Raw genomic sequence first — 19458 nt, 5'->3', positions numbered from 1 at the left:
GGTTCGGAAGCCATAGGCAACCGCAGAATAATGCCTCGGCAGACTAGGACACTCCCCACAAGTTTTTATATTTCCTGCCTTCACTTGTTCCCGACCCCGCGCTATGAGTAGAATTCTGGAAGAAATTGACCAGGCCCTGGCCACCTTCGACTCCAGCCAAGGCCGCCCCGTTGCCATTGAGCTGGGAGAGCGGAAATACACCCAGCTGGTACTCGATGTAGCCCACTTGTACGCCGATGGCGGCTCGCTGACCCATAACACCGGGCGCCCCCTGGCCTATCGGGGCCTGGAAATTCTGCGCGACGACACCAACCGCGACCGGGTGCGGGTGATATAGAAACGGAGAGTTTACTGTTCTCACAGACCAACTTTCCTCAGAGGCTCAGCAGGGTTTCAAACGGTTTTGAGGGGTAGGCTTTCTACCGGCGTCCCTCTCCGGTAGCCTACCCCTCGGCGTCAGCCCAACGTCAAACGCACAATTTCACCTTCTCCCCATTTCGCCTTCTCGTACCTTTGTGGTATGAATCTGCTTTCTGCTGAGAATCTTTCGAAAAATTACGCCGACCGGTGGCTGTTCCGGGAGTTAAACTTCGGGCTGCAACAGGGGCAGCGCGTAGCGCTGGTGGGCATCAACGGCTCGGGCAAAACCACCTTGCTGCGCATTCTGGCCGGTTTAGAGCCGCCCGACACGGGCGAGGTGAGCGTGCGCAAAGACATCCGCGTGTCCTTCCTGGGGCAGCAGCCGGTGTTCGATGAGTCGCTGAACGTGGAGCAAACCATCTTCGCCAGCCAAAACGATACCCTGGCCGCCATCCGCGACTACGAGCACGTTGTGAATGACCCCAACCACTCCCCCGCCGACTTGCAGCGGGTAATGGAGCTGATGGACACCTATAATGCCTGGGACTACGACGCGCAGGTAAAACAAATTCTGGGGCGCCTGGGCATCCTGGGCGACTTGCTGGAGCGGCCCGTTAGCAAGCTCTCGGGCGGGCAGCGCAAGCGCGTGGCTCTGGCCCGCGTGCTCATTGAGGAACCCGACGTGCTGATTCTCGACGAGCCCACCAACCACCTGGATCTGGCTACCATTGAGTGGCTGGAAAACCGGCTGGCTTCCCCTACCCTCACCCTGCTGATGGTAACCCACGACCGGTATTTCCTGGACAAGGTAGCCAACGAAATTGTGGAGCTGGACCAGGGGCGCGTGCACCGCTACCAAGGCAACTACTCGTACTTCGTGGAGAAAAAATCGGAGCGGGAGCAAATGGAAACCGCCGAGGTGGAAAAGGCCCGCAACCTGCTGCGCAAGGAGCTGGAGTGGATGCGCCGCCAGCCCCAGGCCCGCGGCACCAAGCAAAAAGCCCGCATCGACGCTTTCTACGAAACCCAGGAGAAAGCCAAGGGCCGCGTGAAAGGCCCGGAAATGGAGCTGTCGGTGAAAACCACGCGCCAGGGTGGCAAAATCATTGAGGTGGAGCACCTGCACAAGCAGTTTGGCGGCAAGGTGGTGCTGGATGATTTCAGCTACGTGTTCAAGAAAAAGGACCGCATCGGGCTGGTAGGTCCCAACGGGGCCGGCAAATCCACGCTGCTGAACATGCTCACGGGTAAGCTCGCGCCCGACTCGGGGGTAGTAGATGCCGGTCAGACCACGGTATTCGGCTACTACACCCAAACGGAGCTGGACTTTGACCCTTCGCAGCGCGTTATTGACATTGTGAAGGAGGTAGCGGAGGTAGTAGAAATGGCCGATGGCAGCCAGGTGACGGCCTCGCAGTTTCTACAGCACTTCCAGTTTCCGCCGGCCCAGCAGTACACCTTGGTCAGCAAGCTCAGCGGGGGCGAAAAGCGCCGGTTGCAGTTGCTGCGCGTGCTCATCAAGAATCCGAACTTCCTGATTCTTGACGAACCGACCAACGACCTCGACATCATCACGCTTAACATTCTGGAAGACTTCCTGCTCAACTTCCAGGGCTGCCTGATTATCGTGTCGCACGACCGGTACTTTATGGATGCGCTGGTGGAGCAGGTGTTTGCGCTGGAACCGGGTGGTAAAATCCGGCAGTTCCCCGGCAACTACACCGACTACCGCGAGTGGCAGAAGGAGCAAGATGCCGAAACAGCTGCCCGTCCGCCCAAAGGCACGGTATCGGCGGCGCCGGTGGCCGCACCGCCTACCCCCGCGGCGGCGCCCAACCCGGCCAAGCGCAAGGCTACCTTCGCGGAAAAGAAAGAATACGAAACACTGGAGAAGGAGCTGGAGCAGCTGGAAACCCTCAAGCAGCAACTCATTGAAAAGCTCAACTCCGGCACCGGCTCCCACCAGGAGCTAGCCGACTGGGCCGCCCAGCTCAAGCGCACCGACCAGGACCTGGATACCAAAGGGGAACGGTGGCTGGAGCTGGCTGAGTTTGTGTAGCGCCACGTAAACCTGACTATTAAGTACCGAATGCCCGGCAGAAGCTATGCTTTTGTCGGGCATTCGGGCGTTGTAGCCGGGTAGTATTCTGCTTGTCCTCTAACTTAATGCAGCCGAGCAGGTTTAGCGGCTGTCTGTTTCTTCCACCTCTACTATTTCCTACCCATGAAATCAATTCGCACATTCTCTTTGCTGATGCTCCTGAGCCTGCTGTGGGCTCACACCTCCTTCGCCCAAGGCCAGGATGACCCGTCTAAGCGCCCTAGCCCACCCGCTACGGCTACCGGCAAAATTGGCAAGGCCAACGTAACCGTAGCCTATAGCAGCCCCTCCGTGAAGGGCCGCACCATTTGGGGCTCGCCGCTGGTGCCCTACGGGCAAGTGTGGCGTGCAGGAGCCAACGAGGCCACCACCTTCACCACCGACCAGCCCCTAACCGTGGAAGGCAAAACCTTGCCGGCCGGCACCTACAGCCTGTTCACCATCCCGACGGAAAAGCAGTGGACGGTCATCTTCAACAAAACTGCTCAGCAGTGGGGCGCCTATAAGTACGACCAGAAGCAGGATGCACTGCGCGTAACCGCTACCCCTCGCAAAGCGGCCAACCTGCAGGAAAAGCTGGTGTACGAAGTAACGCCTCAGGGCCTAGTGCTGCGCTGGGAAAACCTGGAGCTACCCGTGGCGATGAAATAAGCCCTTCTTCTACGCACAAAACAGCCCCGTTCTACTCCGGTAGGGCGGGGCTGTTTTGTGATATATAGCCTGATGCCCGGCACTGACGACTTTGAAGCCATACTGCTGGTGGCTACCCGAAAGGCTCCGTCTGAATACTAAACTCACCGGCAGCATTACGATGCAGCTCAAGCACCCGCCTTATGGCGCTTATCGGAATAGCCCCGAAGATGTGCGCGAAGGTTTCCTGCCGCTCTCCTCGCCAAACCAACTCTAACTCTACTCCTGCCTCGCCCAGGAGCACCGGATCAATTTCCAGGGCTAGAAGCTCTGATTCGTTAGGAAAATACAGATTAGCTGTCGTCAGCACTTGATGGCGGGGCGAAGCGTGGATAAACCCAGTGATTACTAAATCAGGGCTGGCAAAAAACCCGGTGTGCTGCGCGGTAAGCCAAGTCTTGACTTCGGTGATGCGGTAATAAAATTGCACGTTGATAAGACAGCAATAGGACTAGCAATAATACGCCCATAGTTAGTACGCTAACCATTACTGTCCAGTTTTTGTTAGCCTATTGGGTAGGCCGTTGCTAGTTGCTGGGTACTGCGCTAAGCCTGGTTCTGGCTTACCTCGCCCCACTAACAAATTACCCTGTATCAAACCCGAGTTACGCTTTAGCCAGAGGAAACTGCTTCCTACTTGCTTGGCGAAGTGCTGGTGCCCATCGGCTATGCGGAAGGGTTTTAACGAACCCGAACAGGAATTTTTGAGCGCCGCTAGGCAACTAGCGCTTGGCCGTAGCCTGGATGAAGTCAAACTGCACCGGGCGCTCATCGAAGAACACGACTAGCCGCAGCCGCTTGGCGTAGTCCCGGCGCGGAAAATGCACCTGCCCTACCACCCGCTGGCCGGGCTCCAGGGTGGTGTTGCGCAGCACTGTGGCCTCCATACTTACTTGCTGGTCATACAGCTGATCGGCTTGCTGGGCGTGTTGTTCGCGTTGCTCCTCGAAGAAGGCATCATCGCTCTGGTGCCGGTAGTCGCGCTCAGCAACCTGCTCAGCAGTTTCTTTCTTTTTGATGCTGGCTACGTCTTCGGCAATGTGGGCGGCGCTGGTCAGAATCTCAAACCAGCTTACGTTGGTTGCTTTAGCAGCTTGCTTATCCAGCTTGGCGGCCAGTTGTTGCAACTGCACTTCCGGATCCAGAGCAGGCACCCGGCTCTCGAAGATACCCTTGGCCAACTGCTTCTCCGCTATTGAGTCAGTGGGCAGCATGAGGTAGTAAAAGTTTTCGGGAGCCACCTGAATGGGTCGGTCGGAGTAATTGCCGATTTCCGTTTCGAAAACCAATGCCGTTGGCTCGTAGCGAATAAAGCCCACCCGCACCTGCACACTGTCGGGGTGCTGGCTCAGGCTGGTGGGGTGGCCGTTTACCCAGGGTCCATCGGGCCGGGTAGGTGTCAGGCTCAGGAAGGAGGTAGCCGTGCAGGCCGTTAGGCTTGTGGCTACCAAAGCGGGTAGCACCAAGCGGATAATTGTGGATAGAGCGACCATTGAAGCCGATAAGCAGATGGATGAAGCAGTAGCGAACCGGCCAATCTGTTTACCATTAGGCCGCAACTATATAGTAGTACCCTAAGCAACAATAATTCCAACTCTCAGCCCAGCAGGCTGGGTGGCAAGTGAAATTCTCCTGCCGCGTCGGCGCCGAACGGCCACGCTTGCCGAATGGCGTGCATCGGCACCGGGCCAAACACGTGCGCGAAATGCTGTTGCCGGCTCTCTACCCACTCCCGCTCTACGCGCACCCCAGCCGCTGCCAGAGCGTCTTCATCCCACTCCAACAACCACAGATGTGGTCGGCCGGGGTAGTAGCGCCGGGCTGTTTCCAGAACCTGGTGTTGTCAGAGCTGTGGATGAAACCTTCTGCGGCCAGGTCGGGGCTAGCAAAAAAGCCGGTTTGCTGGGCCTGCTCCCAATCGGTGGGTTCGGCAATGCGGTAGAGCATGGTCTTATTCAGGAAAGAAAAACAGGCCGTTTGGCATCACGCACAGGTGATACCAAACGGCCTGTTTACAGATACGAGTGGTGCCGTTTAGGCTTTCCAAACCTCTTCTTGCACGGCTTTGCCTACCGTGAGTACTAGGCGCGTAGGGTTGGGCACCAGCGTCAGGCGGGCTTCTTTGCCGGAATATTTCTCGGAGTCAATCCAGACGCCTTCCTTGGGGGAAGGTTTACCGCTGGTATTCACGGGAAGGTAGGCGGTAGGGAGTAGCACATCGGTATCGGAACCTAAGGCATCGTGCACTTTCTCCAGGGCCGCCTCCAGGAAGGAGCCATATTCTTCGTTGAAATCGTCCTCCAGGTCGTGCAGCTCTTCCTCTACGTCATCGTAGCGGGCATCATCATAGGTGAGGGTCTGCAACTCGGCTTTCTTCTCGATGAGGGCCACGAGGGCGCGGTTTAGCTCTTCCGAATTCATAAGCGTAAAGCAATGGGTTATGGCCACAAAGGTGAAGAGGATTTAGCAGTTTCGTATGCCTTCTCCGCCTTTTGGCTCAATTCTACGAAGAATGATCCATCTGTGTCTAAGCCGCCCAGCTGATCTGCTGTTTCCAAGCCAGTAGGTGCACCCTGAGTTTTGGCCTTTGGCCGTTATGCTGGGGGTAGGGAGCTGCAAACAAACCCAGCAAGGGCCCGGCCATGATTTAGCCTAAACCTGTATTTTTACCCAGGCAATCCACTTACCCCACCCTACCCCCTCCGCCCATGGAAACCATGACCTCACCGGCCGTACAAGCCCAACCCGCCCAGGACTTCCTGCCTCTCAACGGCACCGACTACATCGAATTTTACGTGGGCAACGCCAAGCAGTCGGCCTACTACTACCAGGCCGCATTTGGCTTTGAGCTGGTGGCCTACGCCGGCCCCGAAACCGGGGTGCGCGACCGGGCTTCCTACGTGCTGCAGCAAAACAAAATCCGCTTCGTGCTGACCACTTCCCTGCTGCCTGATTCCGACATCACGCGCCACGTAGCCCAGCATGGCGACGGCGTGAAGGTAATGGCTCTGTGGGTAGACGACGCGCGCAAGTCCTTCGAAGAAACCACCAAGCGCGGTGCCAAGCCCGCCTTCAAGCCCTACACCATCGAGGACGAAAACGGCTCGGTGACCATGGCTGGTATTTATACCTACGGCGAAACCATCCACACCTTTGTGGAGCGCAGCCAGTACAATGGCCCTTTCCTACCTGGCTTCGTGGCCAAAACCAGCAACATTCCGCAGGGCGCACCCGTGGGCCTGGAGTACGTGGACCACTGCGTGGGCAACGTGGGCTGGGGCGAAATGAACCAGTGGGTGAAGTTTTACGAGGACGTGATGGGCTTTAAGCTGCTGATTACCTTCGATGACGACGACATCAGCACGGAGTACTCGGCCCTGATGAGCAAGGTGGTGTCGAACGGCAACGGCTTCGTGAAGTTCCCCATCAACGAGCCGGCCGAGGGCAAGAAAAAGTCGCAGATCGAGGAGTACCTCGACTTCTACCACTCGCCCGGCGTGCAGCACATGGCCCTCATCACCCACGACATCCGCACGACCGTAACCGAACTGCGCCGCCGCGGCGTGGAGTTCCTCACGGTGCCCAACACCTACTACGAAGACCTACTGGACCGCGTAGGCCACATCGACGAGGACCTGGAAAGCATTAAGGAGTTGAACCTGCTCGTGGACCGCGACGAGGAGGGCTACCTGTTGCAGATCTTCACTAAGCCCGTGGAAGACCGCCCCACCGTATTCTATGAAATCATCCAGCGCAAAGGCGCCAAGAGCTTCGGCAAAGGCAACTTTAAGGCTCTGTTCGAAGCCATTGAGCGGGAGCAGGCCCTGCGCGGCAACCTGTAAACGGTTGGTGTAGCCAAAAACAGAAAGCCCCGACGCTGGTAGCAGCGTCGGGGCTTTCTGTTTTTACCCAGACCGTCATGTCGAGCTTGTCGAGACATCTCGCGTGGGGCCATTGTGGTGGTACAAGTCATTCCAAGCTTGTCGAGACATCTCGCATGCTGACGTAGGGTTACGATTACAACATCAGCACGCGAGATGTCTCGACCAGCTCGACATGACGGTCTTGATACATTCTAGTTCATCTCTTCTTTTTTGCCCTACCCTACTTCAGCGGCGCAGTGGTTAGGGGCGTAACGGGAGTTGTGGCGGGGCGGCGCCCCTGGTAATCGGGCATGCTGATATTGGGCAGGCGCGGCAGCACGTAGCGGGCAAAGTAGTCGGCTTCATCCAGCAGGGGGTAGCCGGAGAAGATGAAGGCCCGGAAGCCCATATCCATGTAGCGCTGCAGCTTTTCTACAATCTGGTCGGGGTTGCCGACCAGGGCGCCACCGGCCCCGGAGCGGGCCTTGCCGATATCGGTCCAGAGCAGGGGCTCCACGAAGCCTTCCATATCGGCGTGCTCGCGCAGCTGGTTCTGGCGGTGCACCCCCAACGACCACGAGTCCTGGGCGCGGCTCTTGATTTCAGCACCCTTCACTGGGTCAAACTTTGACATGAGCTTTTTGGCGTAAGCCCGGGCCTCATCCTCGGTTTCGCGCACGATGACGTGGATGCGCAGACCAAAATCAATCTGGCGGCCGTGGCGGGCGGCGCGGGCGCTCAGGTCCTGCATGGTTTCGTAGAGCATTTCCTCGGTTTCGGGCCACATCAGAAACATGTCGCAGTACTGGGCACATACCTCCCGGGCGCCCTCCGAGGTGCCGCCGAAGTAGAGCAGCGGGCCGCCGTTTTGCTGGTAGGGCTTGGCCGGGTCAGAGGGCATATCGAACTGGTATAGCTCGCCCTTGTGCACAATGCGCTCCTGGGTCCAGGCTTGCCGCAGAATTTCGATGGTTTCGGCGCAGCGCTGGTAGCGTAGGGCCGGGTCCTCGCGCAGGCCCGGCAGGTCGGAGTTGATGATGTTGATGGTCAGACGGCCCTCCAGCATGTGGTCGAGGGAGGCCAGGGCCCGGGCCAGCATGGGCGGGTGAATTTCGCCGGTCCGGATGGCCGTAAGCAGGTTGATGCGTGAGGTTTGGGGGGCAATGCCCGCGGCAAACGTCATAACATCCTGCCCTACGGTGTAGGAGGTAGGCAACAGAATATTGGAGTAGCCCAGCTGCTCCGATTTCAGCACGATGTCGCGGCAGTGGGCCCAGGAGCTGCGGTAAGTGCCATCGAGTACACTCAGGTACTGGGTGTCGCCGCCGCAGAGGTCATCAAACCAGGATATTTCAGCCACTCGCTCCGGGGTCCGGATGGGTACCGTGGTGATGGGTAGGGAAAGAGGCATTCTATGTGGGTAGGACTGATGTTTAAGAGGGGTATCGATAAGTTGGCTTCTGCTGAAGTCGTTTACATATCGAGCTGTGAAGACAGAAAGCGGATTATGATGGTTAGAACGTCACACTGAGCATATGGCGCAGCCGTAGCAGCTTTACTACTTGGCTGCACCATCACCCCTGTTGTCATCCTGAGCGGAGCGAAGGACCTCTACCGAGGGTAACTTCTTTTAATTAGCCAGCGGTAGAGGTCCTTCGCTCCGCTCAGGATGACAAGCACCACATACTGTTTAGTAGAATGGCCCTAGCCATCTGAGGTTATGCTGTTAAGATTCAATCGACGCTTTGCTTTTCCGGGACAGAAAGTATAACCCCAGCCCGACTACCGCGGCAATGCCTACGTCGCGGGCTTCAGTGGCGGCGCTGTTGGAGAGTAGCCAGAGGCAAAGCAGCACGCAAAGCACGGCCACCACTACCCCACCCCACACCTGGAAGGGCGCGGGCTGCGCGGGGTTCCGGCGGCGTAGCACGGGTAGGGCGGCGCAGGTCAGGGCGAAGTAGGCCAGACGGATGATGGTGCTCAGGGTCAGGGCGTAGATGAACGTGCCCGACACGGCCAGCACCAGCTTCAGGGCAGCCGATACCAGCAGGGCCACGTAGGGCGTGTGGTAGCGCGGGTGCAGGCGGACAAACACCGCCGGAATTTGGCCCTGCTCGGCCAACGCAAACAAGAGGCGCGGACCAGTCAGCATGAGGGCATTGAGGGTACCCAGGGCCGTGAGCAGGGCTGCCACCGCAATAAAAGCGCCGCCGGCCGGCCCGAGAAACTGCTGGCTGGCATCGGCCAGGGGCCGCTCCGAGGCGGCCAGGCCCGGCAGCGTACCAATGCACACTACCTGCACCAGCCCAAACAAGCCCGCTACCGTGGCAATGGCCGTAAACAAGGCAAACGGCACCGTGCGCTGGGGCTGCTGAATCTCGCCGGCCGGAATAGCAGCTACATCGAAGCCCGAAAAGGTGAAGATGAGCAGCAGCGCGGCACTGGAAAAGCTGACGTAAGTAGGCGGCACGGCAAACGAGAAGGCCTGCCAATCGACGAAAAACAGCCCTACCCCCGTAAACAGTCCCAACACTACGAGCTTGCTCACGGTAAACAGATTGTTCACGAGCGAGGCCGTGCGCACGCCTACCCAGTTAATAGCTGTCAGCCCTACAATCAGCCCGGCCATCAGGGTAAACCGAGGTAGCCCCGCCCCCACCGCCGGCCAGAAGTAGGCCGCGTAGCTCACCAGCAGGTTGCAAATGGAGGCAAAGCTGGCCAGCCGCGAAATCCACAACAGCCACCCGACCTCAAACCCCACGAGCGGCCCGAAGGCCTCGCGGGCGTAGAGGTAGGGCCCGCCCGTGCCATTGAACCGGCTGCTGACCTCGGCAAAGCACAGAATGATGAGCGTGACAATAGCCGCACTCACCCCGTAGGCGACCAGGCTATAAGCGCCTACCAGGGCGTAGAGCTTGGAAGGCAGCCCCAGAATGCCGGCCCCGATGGTGATGTTGATGATGAGGGCGACAAAGTCCCAGCGGCGGATGCCGCGCACCAGGCCCGCGGGCGAGGTAGCCAGAGTAGAGGAAGTCATGCTGCAGCGCAGGAAAGCGGAAGGAAACGGGCGGCGGGTAGCCGCGGGCACAAGGTGTCAGCAGGTCGCGGTGGGGCGACAACAACACGGGCGGTTTCCTATCAGCTTGGCTGGCATCATGCAATACAAATAGCTCCCGGGCGGGAACAGCGGCGGCAAAGATACTCCTTCGGCTTTCCTGGGCAAGACGCGGCCTTGGTGCCTTAGGCAGGGGTAGGCGCCGCTTGGTTATGGCAGTGGCCAGATAGTTTTCCTACCCCCTGGCTTGCCCGCAAACCCGCGTCTCACCTTGCTCAGGTTCAACTATTTCTAGGCAGGAATCAACTGGCAGTTCCTGGGGCCTTTAGCTGGGAAGTTTAATCCTATATGTGAAACACCACGGGAAACCTGTTTTCTTTACTCCCGTTATTCGAATCCTACCGTTCAAACCTTCCCGCGTATGGCCCTGACGCCTGACATTCACGAGAAAATCAATACCTGGCTTACGGGTAGCTACGACGCCGAAACTCAGTCGGCCATTCGCCAGATGCTGGCGGAAAATCAGGAGGATTTCCTTTCCGACGCTTTCTACCGCAACCTCGAGTTTGGTACCGGCGGTCTGCGCGGCATCATGGGGCCCGGCTCCAACCGCATGAACCGCTACACCCTGGGTATGGCTACCCAGGGCCTGAGCAATTACCTGCTCCAGAACTTTCCCGGACAGGAAATTAAAGTGGCCATTGCCCACGACTCGCGTAACAACAGCCCCGAGTTTGCCCGCATTGCCGCCGACATCTTCTCGGCCAACGGCATTACGGTGTACCTGTTCGAAGCCCTGCGCCCTACCCCTGAGTTGTCGTTTGCTATTCGCCAGCTGGGCTGCCAGAGCGGCTGCGTGGTTACGGCCTCGCACAACCCCAAGGAATACAATGGCTTTAAGGTGTACTGGAACGACGGTGCCCAGGTAGTGGCCCCGCACGATAAGAACATCATCCGGGAGGTGGAAGCCATTCAGTCGGTAAGTGAGGTGAAGTTCCAGCCGGAGCCTTCACGCATTCACCTGATTGGGGCCGAAATCGACGCCGCCTACCTCGCCAAGGTAAAGGAGCTGAGCATCAACCCCGCCGCCATCCAGCGTCAGCACGATCTGAAGATTGTGTACACGCCCCTGCACGGCACGGGCATTACGCTGGTGCCTAAGGCACTGGCGCAGCTCGGCTTCACCAACGTGCACGTAGTGGAAGCCCAGGCTACGCCCGATGGCAACTTCCCCACGGTACAGTCGCCGAACCCCGAAGAGAAAGTAGCCATGCAGATGGCCCTGGACCAGGCCAAAGCTCTCGACGCCGACCTCGTGCTGGCTACCGACCCCGACTCGGACCGCGTAGGCATTGCCGTGAAGGACAACAAGGGCGAGTGGGTGCTGGTGAACGGCAACCAAACCGCCGCGCTGCTCACGCACTACCTCCTCTCGGCCCGCAAACAGGCCGGCAAGATGACTGAGCAGGACTTCATCGTGTACACCATCGTGACCAGTGAAGTACTGGGCGATATTGCCCGCGCCAACAACGTGAAGGCCTACCAGACGCTGACCGGCTTCAAATACATTGCCGGCATCATCCGGGAGTTGGAAGGCCAGCAGAACTACATCGGGGGCGGCGAGGAAAGCTACGGCTACATGATTGGCTCCTTCGTGCGCGACAAGGACGCTATTTCGGCCTGCGCTATGCTGGCGGAAATGGCCGCCGTTGCCAAGGACCACGGCCACACCTTGTATGAGGAGATGGTGCACATGTACGCCACCTATGGCTTCTACAAGGAGCACCTGATTTCGCTGACCAAGAAGGGCCAGCGCGGAGCCGAAGAAATTCAGGAAATGATGGCCGGGCTGCGCCAGAGCCCGCCCCGCACCATTGCCGGCCAGCCCGTGGTGGAGCTGCGTGACTACAAAACCGGCCGCATCCGCGACCTGCGCACCAACCTGGAAACCGAAACCGGCCTGGAAAGCTCCAACGTGCTCCAGTTCATTCTGGAAGACGGCAGCAAAATCTCGGCCCGCCCCAGCGGCACCGAGCCCAAAATCAAGTTCTACTTCAGCGTGCGTCAGCCCCTGGCCTCCGTGGTTGACTTTGACCTTGCCAACCGCCTCGCCGGCGAGAAAATCCAGGCCATCATCGACGATATGCAGCTGAAGTAAGTTGTCAGCAAAGTGGTTCGAAAAGTACCCAGAACGTCATTCCGAGCTGGTCGAGGAATCTTGCGTGCTGACGTCTGAGTAGCATTACCACCTCAGCGCGCGAGATGCTTCGGCTCCGACTCTGCATGAGACGTGCTTTATTTTTTAAGCCCTCTTAAACAGCTTCGGCACACGCGCAGAAGAGCCCGGCCAACTACTGGCCGGGCTCTTCTTTTTTGGTGCTCCCTTAGGTGTGAGTTTACGCCAGAACGCTAGAACACAAAGTTGAAGGAGGCTTGCCCCAGCACACCTCGCAAGTCGCGGCTGCGACTGTTGAGGGGCACGAAGTAGCTGGCTTTGGTGTCGAGCAGGATGTGGCGGGTTTTGATCAGCTCTACCCCCAGCCCTAGGTTCAGGTTGGGAATGAAATCATTTTCCTGGTCGTCGTTGCGGTTCAAGATGAAGCCGCCTACCTGGTAACTGGTGTACAGGTTGAGGTAGCGCCGCCGGCCCCGGCCGAAATTACGCGGGTAGAAGTCTTGGCCGAAGTTGATAACAAACAGCTCGTTCACGAAAGCCGAGTCGGATTTGTTAGTCGTGGTGGGCTTGTACACGCCCAGGTTGAAGTAGCTCTTGCCCCGCGTAAACAGGTACTTGATGGCGTAGCCCCGGTAGGCCGGGCTGGTAAGCCCCAGCTTAGGGTTATCGAGGCGCAGGTAGCCCACCTCTACCCCCGGCATATTCACGAAGCTTACCCGGCGGTTGCCGGTCGGAAAGCTGATTTCATCGAACAGCCGGAGTGTCACGTAGGCCTGCCCCGCGTGGCTCAGAAGCAGTTCCTGCTGCTGCCGGGTGCGGCGCAGGCGGGCCTCGTTTCGCTCCTGCTCTTCCTGCAGATTTTCTCGCTCTTCCTTGGTTAGCTTGGCCTCACGGAGCTGGGTTTGCACTCGCCCCATGGAAGCTACCAGCTGCTGAGCTTCGGTTTCCAGTTCCTGCCGGCGGGGGTTCAGGCTATAGGAGTTGAGGTTGTTTTCGAGCACATAGCCTAGGCTAGCGGTTAGCGAGTCGAGGCGGGGTAAAAGGCCGACGGGTACGCTGAATTCGGCGGTCAGTTGCTCGGGCGTTTCCTCCTGCTTCTGGACGCGGGTAGCCTGCTTTCGAATAAAACTGGTCAGCGCCGCGCGGGCTTCGGTGTACTTGGTTACGCCCACGCTCAGGCGCTTCTGGGTTTCGTAGGTGTCAGCTTCCCGGTCGGTCTGGGCCAGGGCCGGCAGCGCGGCGACGGTTAATGCGGCAGTCAGGAGGCAGCGGCTCCAGGGGGTAGCAGCGGAGAGTAGAAAGAAAGGCATATCAGATGGCGCCTACCATAAGTGGAAGACGGTGCTAAATTGAAGCTCAGTTACAGAATCATGAGCACCATATTTCTCATCTAACAGACTTCTCAAATTCCAATCAACAAGCTCGCATCTATATCATAATCAACCGAGTAAATATTCAGAACAAAACTTTTATCAGACTTTACAAATGCCATCAACAGGCCCTGATCATCACGTCAGGGCCTTCCTGCTATCATTCCTCCATATGCAGCGTCTCTACTTCCTATTATTTTTTCTGATTACAACCATTGCTGCTCAAGCCCAAGGGTTGCCCGGCTACGTCATCACACCAGCTGGCGACTCGGTATTGGGCTGGGTGGCCGAGAAACCTCATGGACGCATCCACCTTTACTCATCGGCTGGTGGTGGGGTGCAGACGTTTCAGGCTAGCCAGGTTAAAGCATACGGGCTGCTTAAGCAACCAGCAATCCGCAGCCGAGTAGTACGAATGGCTTCCGGCTCTGATTCTGTGTGCTTTGTGCTACCTAATCAGGTGGGTCGCGTCAGTTCATACTCATTTGCCAACGAAACGGGTTTATTACTACAGCCTGCTACTACCGATACGCTCTATCAACTCACTGCTTTCAATTGGCACTTGCTTTTTACCAGGTATTTAACAGAATGCTCAACATTATTTTCTTCTGATACTGAGCTACTAGATACCCGATTTACTTTCAGCAATACAGAGCAAATAATTCAGCGTTATAACCGATGCTTCAATACCGGTACGCCACATATTAGGTCAGATGAAAACTCACCATGGCGACATGGCTTGGGCTTCCGCTTGGGAGCACAACGGCTTATGTTGCAGAATACACTTAGCAAGCAATTCTTGGGACTGGATATGCAGGCCGATGGGGCTGGCTGGAGCCAGCTTATAGGCTTTGAGTGGACAGCTGTACGCGCTAACGGACTTCAGGTCAACTTATCGGGCAGCTATGCTCATTGGTCAATAACAACTGGCAATTACTTGCCGCAGCCGGTTTCCTCTCAGCCAACTATAGAGCTGGAGCAGCAAACAGAAGCTCATTTCCTACATCTCTCTGCGGCTGTCGGTAAGCGCTTGGGTCGGCCGAGCCGCCCGCATTTTTATGTAGTCGGCGCTTTAGGTTCTGGCTATTTGCTTCAAGCCACCAGCACTCAGCGGCAACGGCCCGCGGGTAGTAGCTTGCCCTTTCAGCGCCTAGGCACTAGCTCCGCCAAGGGTAGCCCAGACCCAAGTTTTGGCACGACGCACATTGGTGCCGAAGCTGGTTGGATAGTACCGTTAGATATTCGTCATGAACTACGCCTAGCGGCTACCTACCAGAAATACATTTTCTTTAATATGCAGGCAGTCGGAGCCCAAGTAGCCTATACCTGGTTCCGTAAGTAAGCTCAGGTACTACTCCCGGCTTCGCTCGTTCTTGGTGCCCAGAATAAACAGGATGAGCAGCAGGAAGGCGGCCACGCCTAAGCTATACCAGGTTACCATAGGTAGGCCACGGTGGTAGGGCATAGATGCTGGGTAATGCCCTAGCAAACTCAGGCCGGCAAATACAATCATGGCCACGGCTACGGCCGCCAGAATGCCCCGGCTCACTAGTTGATCGGCTTTGCGCATGAGCAACTGGTAGCCGCTCAGCTCCACGCGCACCCGCAGGTCGCCGCGGGATATTTTGCGCATGATTTGCCGTACATCGGTGGGTAGGGTTTGCAGCAGAGCCAGCAGTTGGGTACCCGTGTAGAGGGCTTCGTTCTGGATGTTCTCGGCCGAATACTGCTCGGCGATGATGCGCGCCCCGTAGGGCCGGACAAACTCGAAGGTGTTGAAGTGTGGGTGCAGCACCTTACCAATGCCTTCCAGAATCACAAGGGCCCGCAGAATCAGGAACACAGCGCCAGGCACCTGCAGCTTGTAGCGGTAGATAACGCCCTGCAGCGAATCAGCCAAATCCGACATGCTCATGTCGCGCACATCGAGGGTCGCAAAATCCTCAATCAGCTGGGCCAAGTCGGCCTCGAAGGCGCGCATGTCGGGGATTTCCGAGGTCAGAGCCAGGCGGCGGAAGTTCAAGGCCATGCTGCGCGGATCTTGGCGGGCCATGCCAATGAATACGCCCGCAAAGGCGTACTTCTGCTGCTTGCTCAGGCGGCCTACCATGCCAAAGTCGATGAGCACCAGCGTACCATCGGGACGCACCAGCACGTTGCCAGGGTGCGGATCGGCATGGAAAGCCCCGAACTCGAAAATCTGCGTCAGGTAGATATCCATACCGGTTTCGGCTACCTGCTCGGGGCTCAGACCCCATTCCAGCAGTTGAGCCTTGTCGGTAATCTTGCAGCCACTCACAAACTCAATGACCAAGATGCGGTTGGTGCTCAGCTCCCGGTAGGGCCGCGGGATGTAGAACGTTTCGTAGCTGGCGTACAGCTTGCGAAACTGCTCCATGCTGCGGGCCTCGGAGGTATAATCGAGCTCCTTGGTCATGCTCCGCTCGAAGGCATCCACGATGTCCTGGGGGTTGCTCAGACCCTGGCGGCGCAGGAAGGGGGCCGTCAGGCGCACTAGCTCGTGCAGCAGGCTCAGGTCGGTGCGCACTTTCTCCTGGGCATCGGGGCGCTGTACTTTCACTACTACCTTCTCGCCGGAAAGCAGCCGCGCCCCGTGCACCTGCCCAATGCTGGCCGAGCCCAGGGGCACCTCGTCAAACTCCGCAAATACCTCTTCCAGCGGGCACCCCAGCTCCTGCTCGATAATCTGGCGGGCCTGGGCCACCGGGAAGGGCGGCACGTTGCTCTGCAGCTTCTCAAACTCGTCAATCAGGGGCTGGGGCAACAAATCGGCGCGGTTGCTCAGGGCCTGGGCCAGCTTGATGAAGGTAGGCCCCAGCTCTTCGATAATCATGCGGATGCGCTGCCAGCGTGTGGTTTCAAACACGGCCTGCTCTCCTTCCTGCCACGAGCGGCGCCGGCTTGGGGGTACCAAGCGGCGCAGGGCCGTGCTCGTCACCACGTCCTCGAAACCGTAGCGAATAAGCACTTCGGCTACCTGCCTGATGCGCGTAAGGTTGGAAATGGTGTTCTTAAACATGGAGCCAAAAGTGCTTCAGGAGGTGAAACCGACAAAATAGCTCTGCCCTATCGGTTCCTGAGTTCAGATTATTGCTTTCTACTACCCCTCCCCGGCCAAGCAATGTGTACCGACCTTGGAGCTAATGATGGGGGTAGCCCGGAGGAATTACTTACGAGTTGCTTTGGCGCGTCTTGCCGATGGCAGAGCGCTTCCCGATGCGGTGACCCTTGTAGCCCCGAATGGCAATCGGAATCCAGCCCAGAATGGGCACAAAGAAGGTGATGGTAAATGGGTTGCGCCACAACATACGCAAGTACGCGCCGGGGCTGCGCAGGTCCAGGGTAACGTCGCGGCGGCCGAGGTGCACGTACTGGCGCTCAAACTCGCGGAACAGGGCCGGCCAGGCCCAGGGCAGGAAAAACGGGAAATAGCGCCAGTTTTCCTTGATGCGCTGCCACAGCTCCCGCCAGCGGTAGGGCTGCTGCCCGTACTGCTGCACGGCGGCGTCCAGTTCCTGCTGCATCTGCCCCCTGATCTGCCCCGATATGGCTTCGTAGTCGGGGCGGGTCAGCTCGGGGGTGGGCTTGGTGGTCAGCGTGTAAGGCTGAATGCGGCGGCCCAACACAAAGGTGAGCTTGGCCGGGAAAGCCATGTAGAAAAACCAGGGCTGCAGCAGCACCAGTAGCAATACAGGACCCATCGGGATAAAGGGAATCCCGATTTTCTTGCTCAGGCGATTTACCCACTCCCAGCTGTAGGTGTAGGGGTTCAGGTATTCGCCGTTGACGGTGTAAAACGGGATGATGTCGGTACGATGCTCGATGCCCAGGCGCACGAAACTGGTAGCCAGCCGCTGCAGTTGGTACTTCCGGTTGAACCCCTTCCCGATGCCTGCTACCCCCTCCGGGTACACCATCAGGTTGTGGTCCTGGTAGTACATCATTGTCTCGAAATTGGGGGTAGTGGCATCCACGCATCCACACTTCTTCCAGAAGTTGCGCACCTGAAACGGGTTCATCAGCAGCGACTGGGAAAGCATGGGCGCCGAGAGCGGTCGGGGCAGGTCGCGGAGGTTGGGCAAGCGGCGCCACAGATGCGAGAGGGCTACCATAGCATCCCAAGGGAAGGCCATGCCCGAGTGGTTGGAGGCAAACAGCAGGGGCCGGTCGGGGCGGTTGCGCTGCGGGTAGTTCTCAAAGCCAACCAGCTCCGAGCGAAACCACACCCGATCTAGCAGTTGCAGGATGTTGCGGTCCAGCATATCCACGAAATTCCCATCGAAATAATCGGAATAGATGTGCTGGTTGGCCTGAATAAGCGGGGGCACCGGGAGCTGCGCGGCCGACGACGGGAGAGCCATGCGGGGAAAGTAGGGCGGGTAGAAAACGGCCTGCCAAAGAGGTAGGCGGCTTCTAATGTAGGTATTTTGCCCTCGGCCACACGCATGCCAGTCTCTTCGGCCCCGTTTCCCTACCCCCTGCTAAGGCCGCAACCCAGGCGGTTGGCAACCGCACCGGTGCCCTTAAATTTGTCGTTTCAGACGTACGGTGGTCGTAAACAGGTCGCCGGTGGCGGCGCGGCGCACAATAAACAGAAGCTGCCGGCCGTCGGCGGAGTGGAGCATGCGGCTCAGCTGGGTTAAGTTGAATACTTCGGCCGGAATCAGGTTGATGGATAAAATTTCGTCGCCGGTCTGAATACCGGCCTGGGCTGCCGGCCCCGTTGGCTCTACCCGCAGCACCCGGTACTGGCGGTAGTTCGGACCAGTGGCCAGCACCTCAAAGCCGCACATATCATGCTCGAAAGGGTCCCGGTACTTCTCGTTGGGGCGCAGCAGCAGCCGGTTGTAGGTGTAGTCGATGATGACAGTAAAGCGCTTGAGGAGCTCAAAGCCCAGGTTGCCGTTGCGGGGCACATCGGCGCGCTGAGCCACGTCGGCCGCATCGGGGAAAGAAGTGAGCAGGGACGGCACGCGGTAGCGCCCCAGTTGCAACGCTGCCACCCGCCCCAGGTACCCGTTGATGTTGCCGTTCAGGCCCCGCCCCAACTGGCTGCGCATGCGCTGAAGCGGCAGCTGCAAGCGGGCATCGGAGGTAGTTTCCAACGACAGGGCATGGCCTGCTCCCGTATCCAGCACCAGCTTCAGGGGCAGGGTCAGAGAGTCATTGAGTTGAACGGGTAGGGTGAGGTAGGACTTGCGCCCTTCCATATCGAGGGGCAAGCGGGCCCACCGCTTGCCGCGAGGAGCTTTAAATGTGGCTGGGTCACGGAAGATCAGGGTTTCCGTCACTGGGTTAACCTCCACTACAAAGCTGCGGAACACATCGGCCCCAAGCAGGCCATGAATCGGCATGCCCACGTAGCCGGAAAGGTTCAGCACGTCTTCGGAAAGCATCAGGAAATTCAGCGAGGGAGCCGCCACGCCTTGGGAGAAACTGACGGCGACGGAGGGAATATGAAAAGCCTCCAGCGGATTTTCTTCTCCGGCTCCGGCCACCAGAAACTGCCCACCTACGCTCAGGTTCAGCTCCTGCCGCAGGGTAGGGTCGGTAATGAGGGACGTGTTGATGCCGGTGTCCAGAATGAAGTTGTACGGCCCTTTTTGATTAAGCCAGATGGGCACAATAATCAGGTTGCGCTGCAACAGAAAAGGTAGCTGCACCTTCCGCGTACGGGACTTCTCAAACCGGAAGGCCACCGGTTGGGCCTGTACAATAAGCGGAGCCAGAAAAACCAGCAAAAATCCCAGCACCACACCTATCCCTACCCCCCGAGCGCGGCCTAGAAGCAGCAGAATAGCATAGAAATGCGTGTGCATAGC

Annotated in this window: 17 protein-coding genes; 6 read left to right on the top strand and 11 right to left on the bottom strand. The window is 58.2% G+C overall.

Annotated elements, in window-relative coordinates; translation table 11 throughout:
* Positions 1-103: 103 nt before the first annotated feature.
* The 3 genes from DNI29_RS10125 to DNI29_RS10115 all read left to right on the top strand — a co-directional run bounded on the left by DNI29_RS10125 (position 104) and on the right by DNI29_RS10115 (position 3112).
* Positions 104-337, top strand: coding sequence for a hypothetical protein (locus DNI29_RS10125; protein WP_110977990.1), 234 nt, complete (start codon positions 104-106; stop codon positions 335-337).
* A 183-nt stretch (positions 338-520) separates the two neighbouring features.
* On the top strand, positions 521-2419 hold the full coding sequence (locus tag DNI29_RS10120) for an ABC-F family ATP-binding cassette domain-containing protein (protein ID WP_110977989.1): 1899 nt from the start codon (positions 521-523) through the stop codon (positions 2417-2419).
* 165 nt (positions 2420-2584) lie between these two features.
* Positions 2585-3112, top strand: coding sequence for a DUF2911 domain-containing protein (locus DNI29_RS10115; protein WP_110977988.1), 528 nt, complete (start codon positions 2585-2587; stop codon positions 3110-3112).
* A 112-nt stretch (positions 3113-3224) separates the two neighbouring features.
* Here DNI29_RS10115 and DNI29_RS10110 read toward each other — a convergent pair whose 3' ends face one another.
* The 5 genes from DNI29_RS10110 to DNI29_RS10095 form a co-directional block, all read right to left on the bottom strand.
* A complete protein-coding gene (locus DNI29_RS10110; RefSeq protein WP_162303571.1) occupies positions 3225-3581 on the bottom strand; it encodes a DUF952 domain-containing protein in 357 nt (118 codons plus the stop codon).
* Between the two features lie 292 nt (positions 3582-3873).
* Positions 3874-4644, bottom strand: coding sequence for a hypothetical protein (locus DNI29_RS10105; protein ID WP_110977986.1), 771 nt, complete (start codon positions 4642-4644; stop codon positions 3874-3876).
* 104 nt (positions 4645-4748) lie between these two features.
* Positions 4749-4934 (bottom strand): DUF952 domain-containing protein, encoded by a 186-nt coding sequence (locus DNI29_RS25335; RefSeq protein WP_369073971.1) that lies wholly within the window; start codon positions 4932-4934, stop codon positions 4749-4751.
* Positions 4889-5098, bottom strand: a complete 210-nt coding sequence (locus tag DNI29_RS24125; RefSeq protein WP_123823198.1) for a DUF952 domain-containing protein — start codon at positions 5096-5098, stop codon at positions 4889-4891. The genes DNI29_RS25335 and DNI29_RS24125 overlap by 46 nt, the downstream gene beginning before the upstream one ends.
* 87 nt (positions 5099-5185) lie before the next feature.
* Positions 5186-5572: a hypothetical protein gene (locus DNI29_RS10095; protein WP_110977984.1), complete on the bottom strand. Its 387-nt coding sequence runs from the start codon at positions 5570-5572 to the stop codon at positions 5186-5188.
* Between the two features lie 287 nt (positions 5573-5859).
* On the opposite strand from DNI29_RS10095, the gene hppD reads away from it, so the two are divergent.
* Positions 5860-6993 carry a 4-hydroxyphenylpyruvate dioxygenase gene (gene hppD, locus DNI29_RS10090; protein WP_202910422.1) on the top strand — a complete coding sequence of 378 codons (1134 nt, stop codon included), beginning with the start codon at positions 5860-5862 and terminating at the stop codon, positions 6991-6993.
* Positions 6994-7255: 262 nt separating this feature from the next.
* Here hppD and DNI29_RS10085 read toward each other — a convergent pair whose 3' ends face one another.
* Positions 7256-8425: an LLM class flavin-dependent oxidoreductase gene (locus DNI29_RS10085; RefSeq protein ID WP_110977983.1), complete on the bottom strand. Its 1170-nt coding sequence runs from the start codon at positions 8423-8425 to the stop codon at positions 7256-7258.
* 315 nt (positions 8426-8740) lie between these two features.
* Positions 8741-10051: an APC family permease gene (locus DNI29_RS10080; RefSeq protein WP_110978258.1), complete on the bottom strand. Its 1311-nt coding sequence runs from the start codon at positions 10049-10051 to the stop codon at positions 8741-8743.
* 439 nt (positions 10052-10490) lie between these two features.
* On the opposite strand from DNI29_RS10080, the gene DNI29_RS10075 reads away from it, so the two are divergent.
* Complete coding sequence (locus DNI29_RS10075; protein ID WP_110977982.1) at positions 10491-12227, top strand: phospho-sugar mutase; 1737 nt, start codon at positions 10491-10493, stop codon at positions 12225-12227.
* 251 nt (positions 12228-12478) lie between these two features.
* On the opposite strand, the gene DNI29_RS10070 is transcribed toward DNI29_RS10075, so the two are convergent.
* Positions 12479-13555 (bottom strand): hypothetical protein, encoded by a 1077-nt coding sequence (locus DNI29_RS10070; RefSeq protein ID WP_110977981.1) that lies wholly within the window; start codon positions 13553-13555, stop codon positions 12479-12481.
* Between the two features lie 232 nt (positions 13556-13787).
* On the opposite strand from DNI29_RS10070, the gene DNI29_RS24120 reads away from it, so the two are divergent.
* Positions 13788-14957 (top strand): hypothetical protein, encoded by a 1170-nt coding sequence (locus DNI29_RS24120; protein WP_123823196.1) that lies wholly within the window; start codon positions 13788-13790, stop codon positions 14955-14957.
* Positions 14958-14966: 9 nt separating this feature from the next.
* On the opposite strand, the gene DNI29_RS10060 is transcribed toward DNI29_RS24120, so the two are convergent.
* From DNI29_RS10060 to DNI29_RS10050, 3 genes are all read right to left on the bottom strand, one after another.
* Positions 14967-16655, bottom strand: a complete 1689-nt coding sequence (locus DNI29_RS10060) for an ABC1 kinase family protein (RefSeq protein WP_110977979.1) — start codon at positions 16653-16655, stop codon at positions 14967-14969.
* Positions 16656-16806: 151 nt separating this feature from the next.
* A complete protein-coding gene (locus DNI29_RS10055; RefSeq protein WP_110977978.1) occupies positions 16807-17997 on the bottom strand; it encodes a lysophospholipid acyltransferase family protein in 1191 nt (396 codons plus the stop codon).
* A gap of 162 nt (positions 17998-18159) precedes the next feature.
* On the bottom strand, positions 18160-19455 hold the full coding sequence (locus tag DNI29_RS10050; protein ID WP_110977977.1) for an aspartyl protease family protein: 1296 nt from the start codon (positions 19453-19455) through the stop codon (positions 18160-18162).
* Positions 19456-19458: the final 3 nt, after the last annotated feature.

It is taken from the genome of Hymenobacter sediminis, from assembly GCF_003231285.1.
Taxonomy (GTDB): Bacteria; Bacteroidota; Bacteroidia; order Cytophagales; family Hymenobacteraceae; genus Hymenobacter; species Hymenobacter sediminis.
This window is presented reverse-complemented; position numbering and strand designations above follow the sequence as displayed.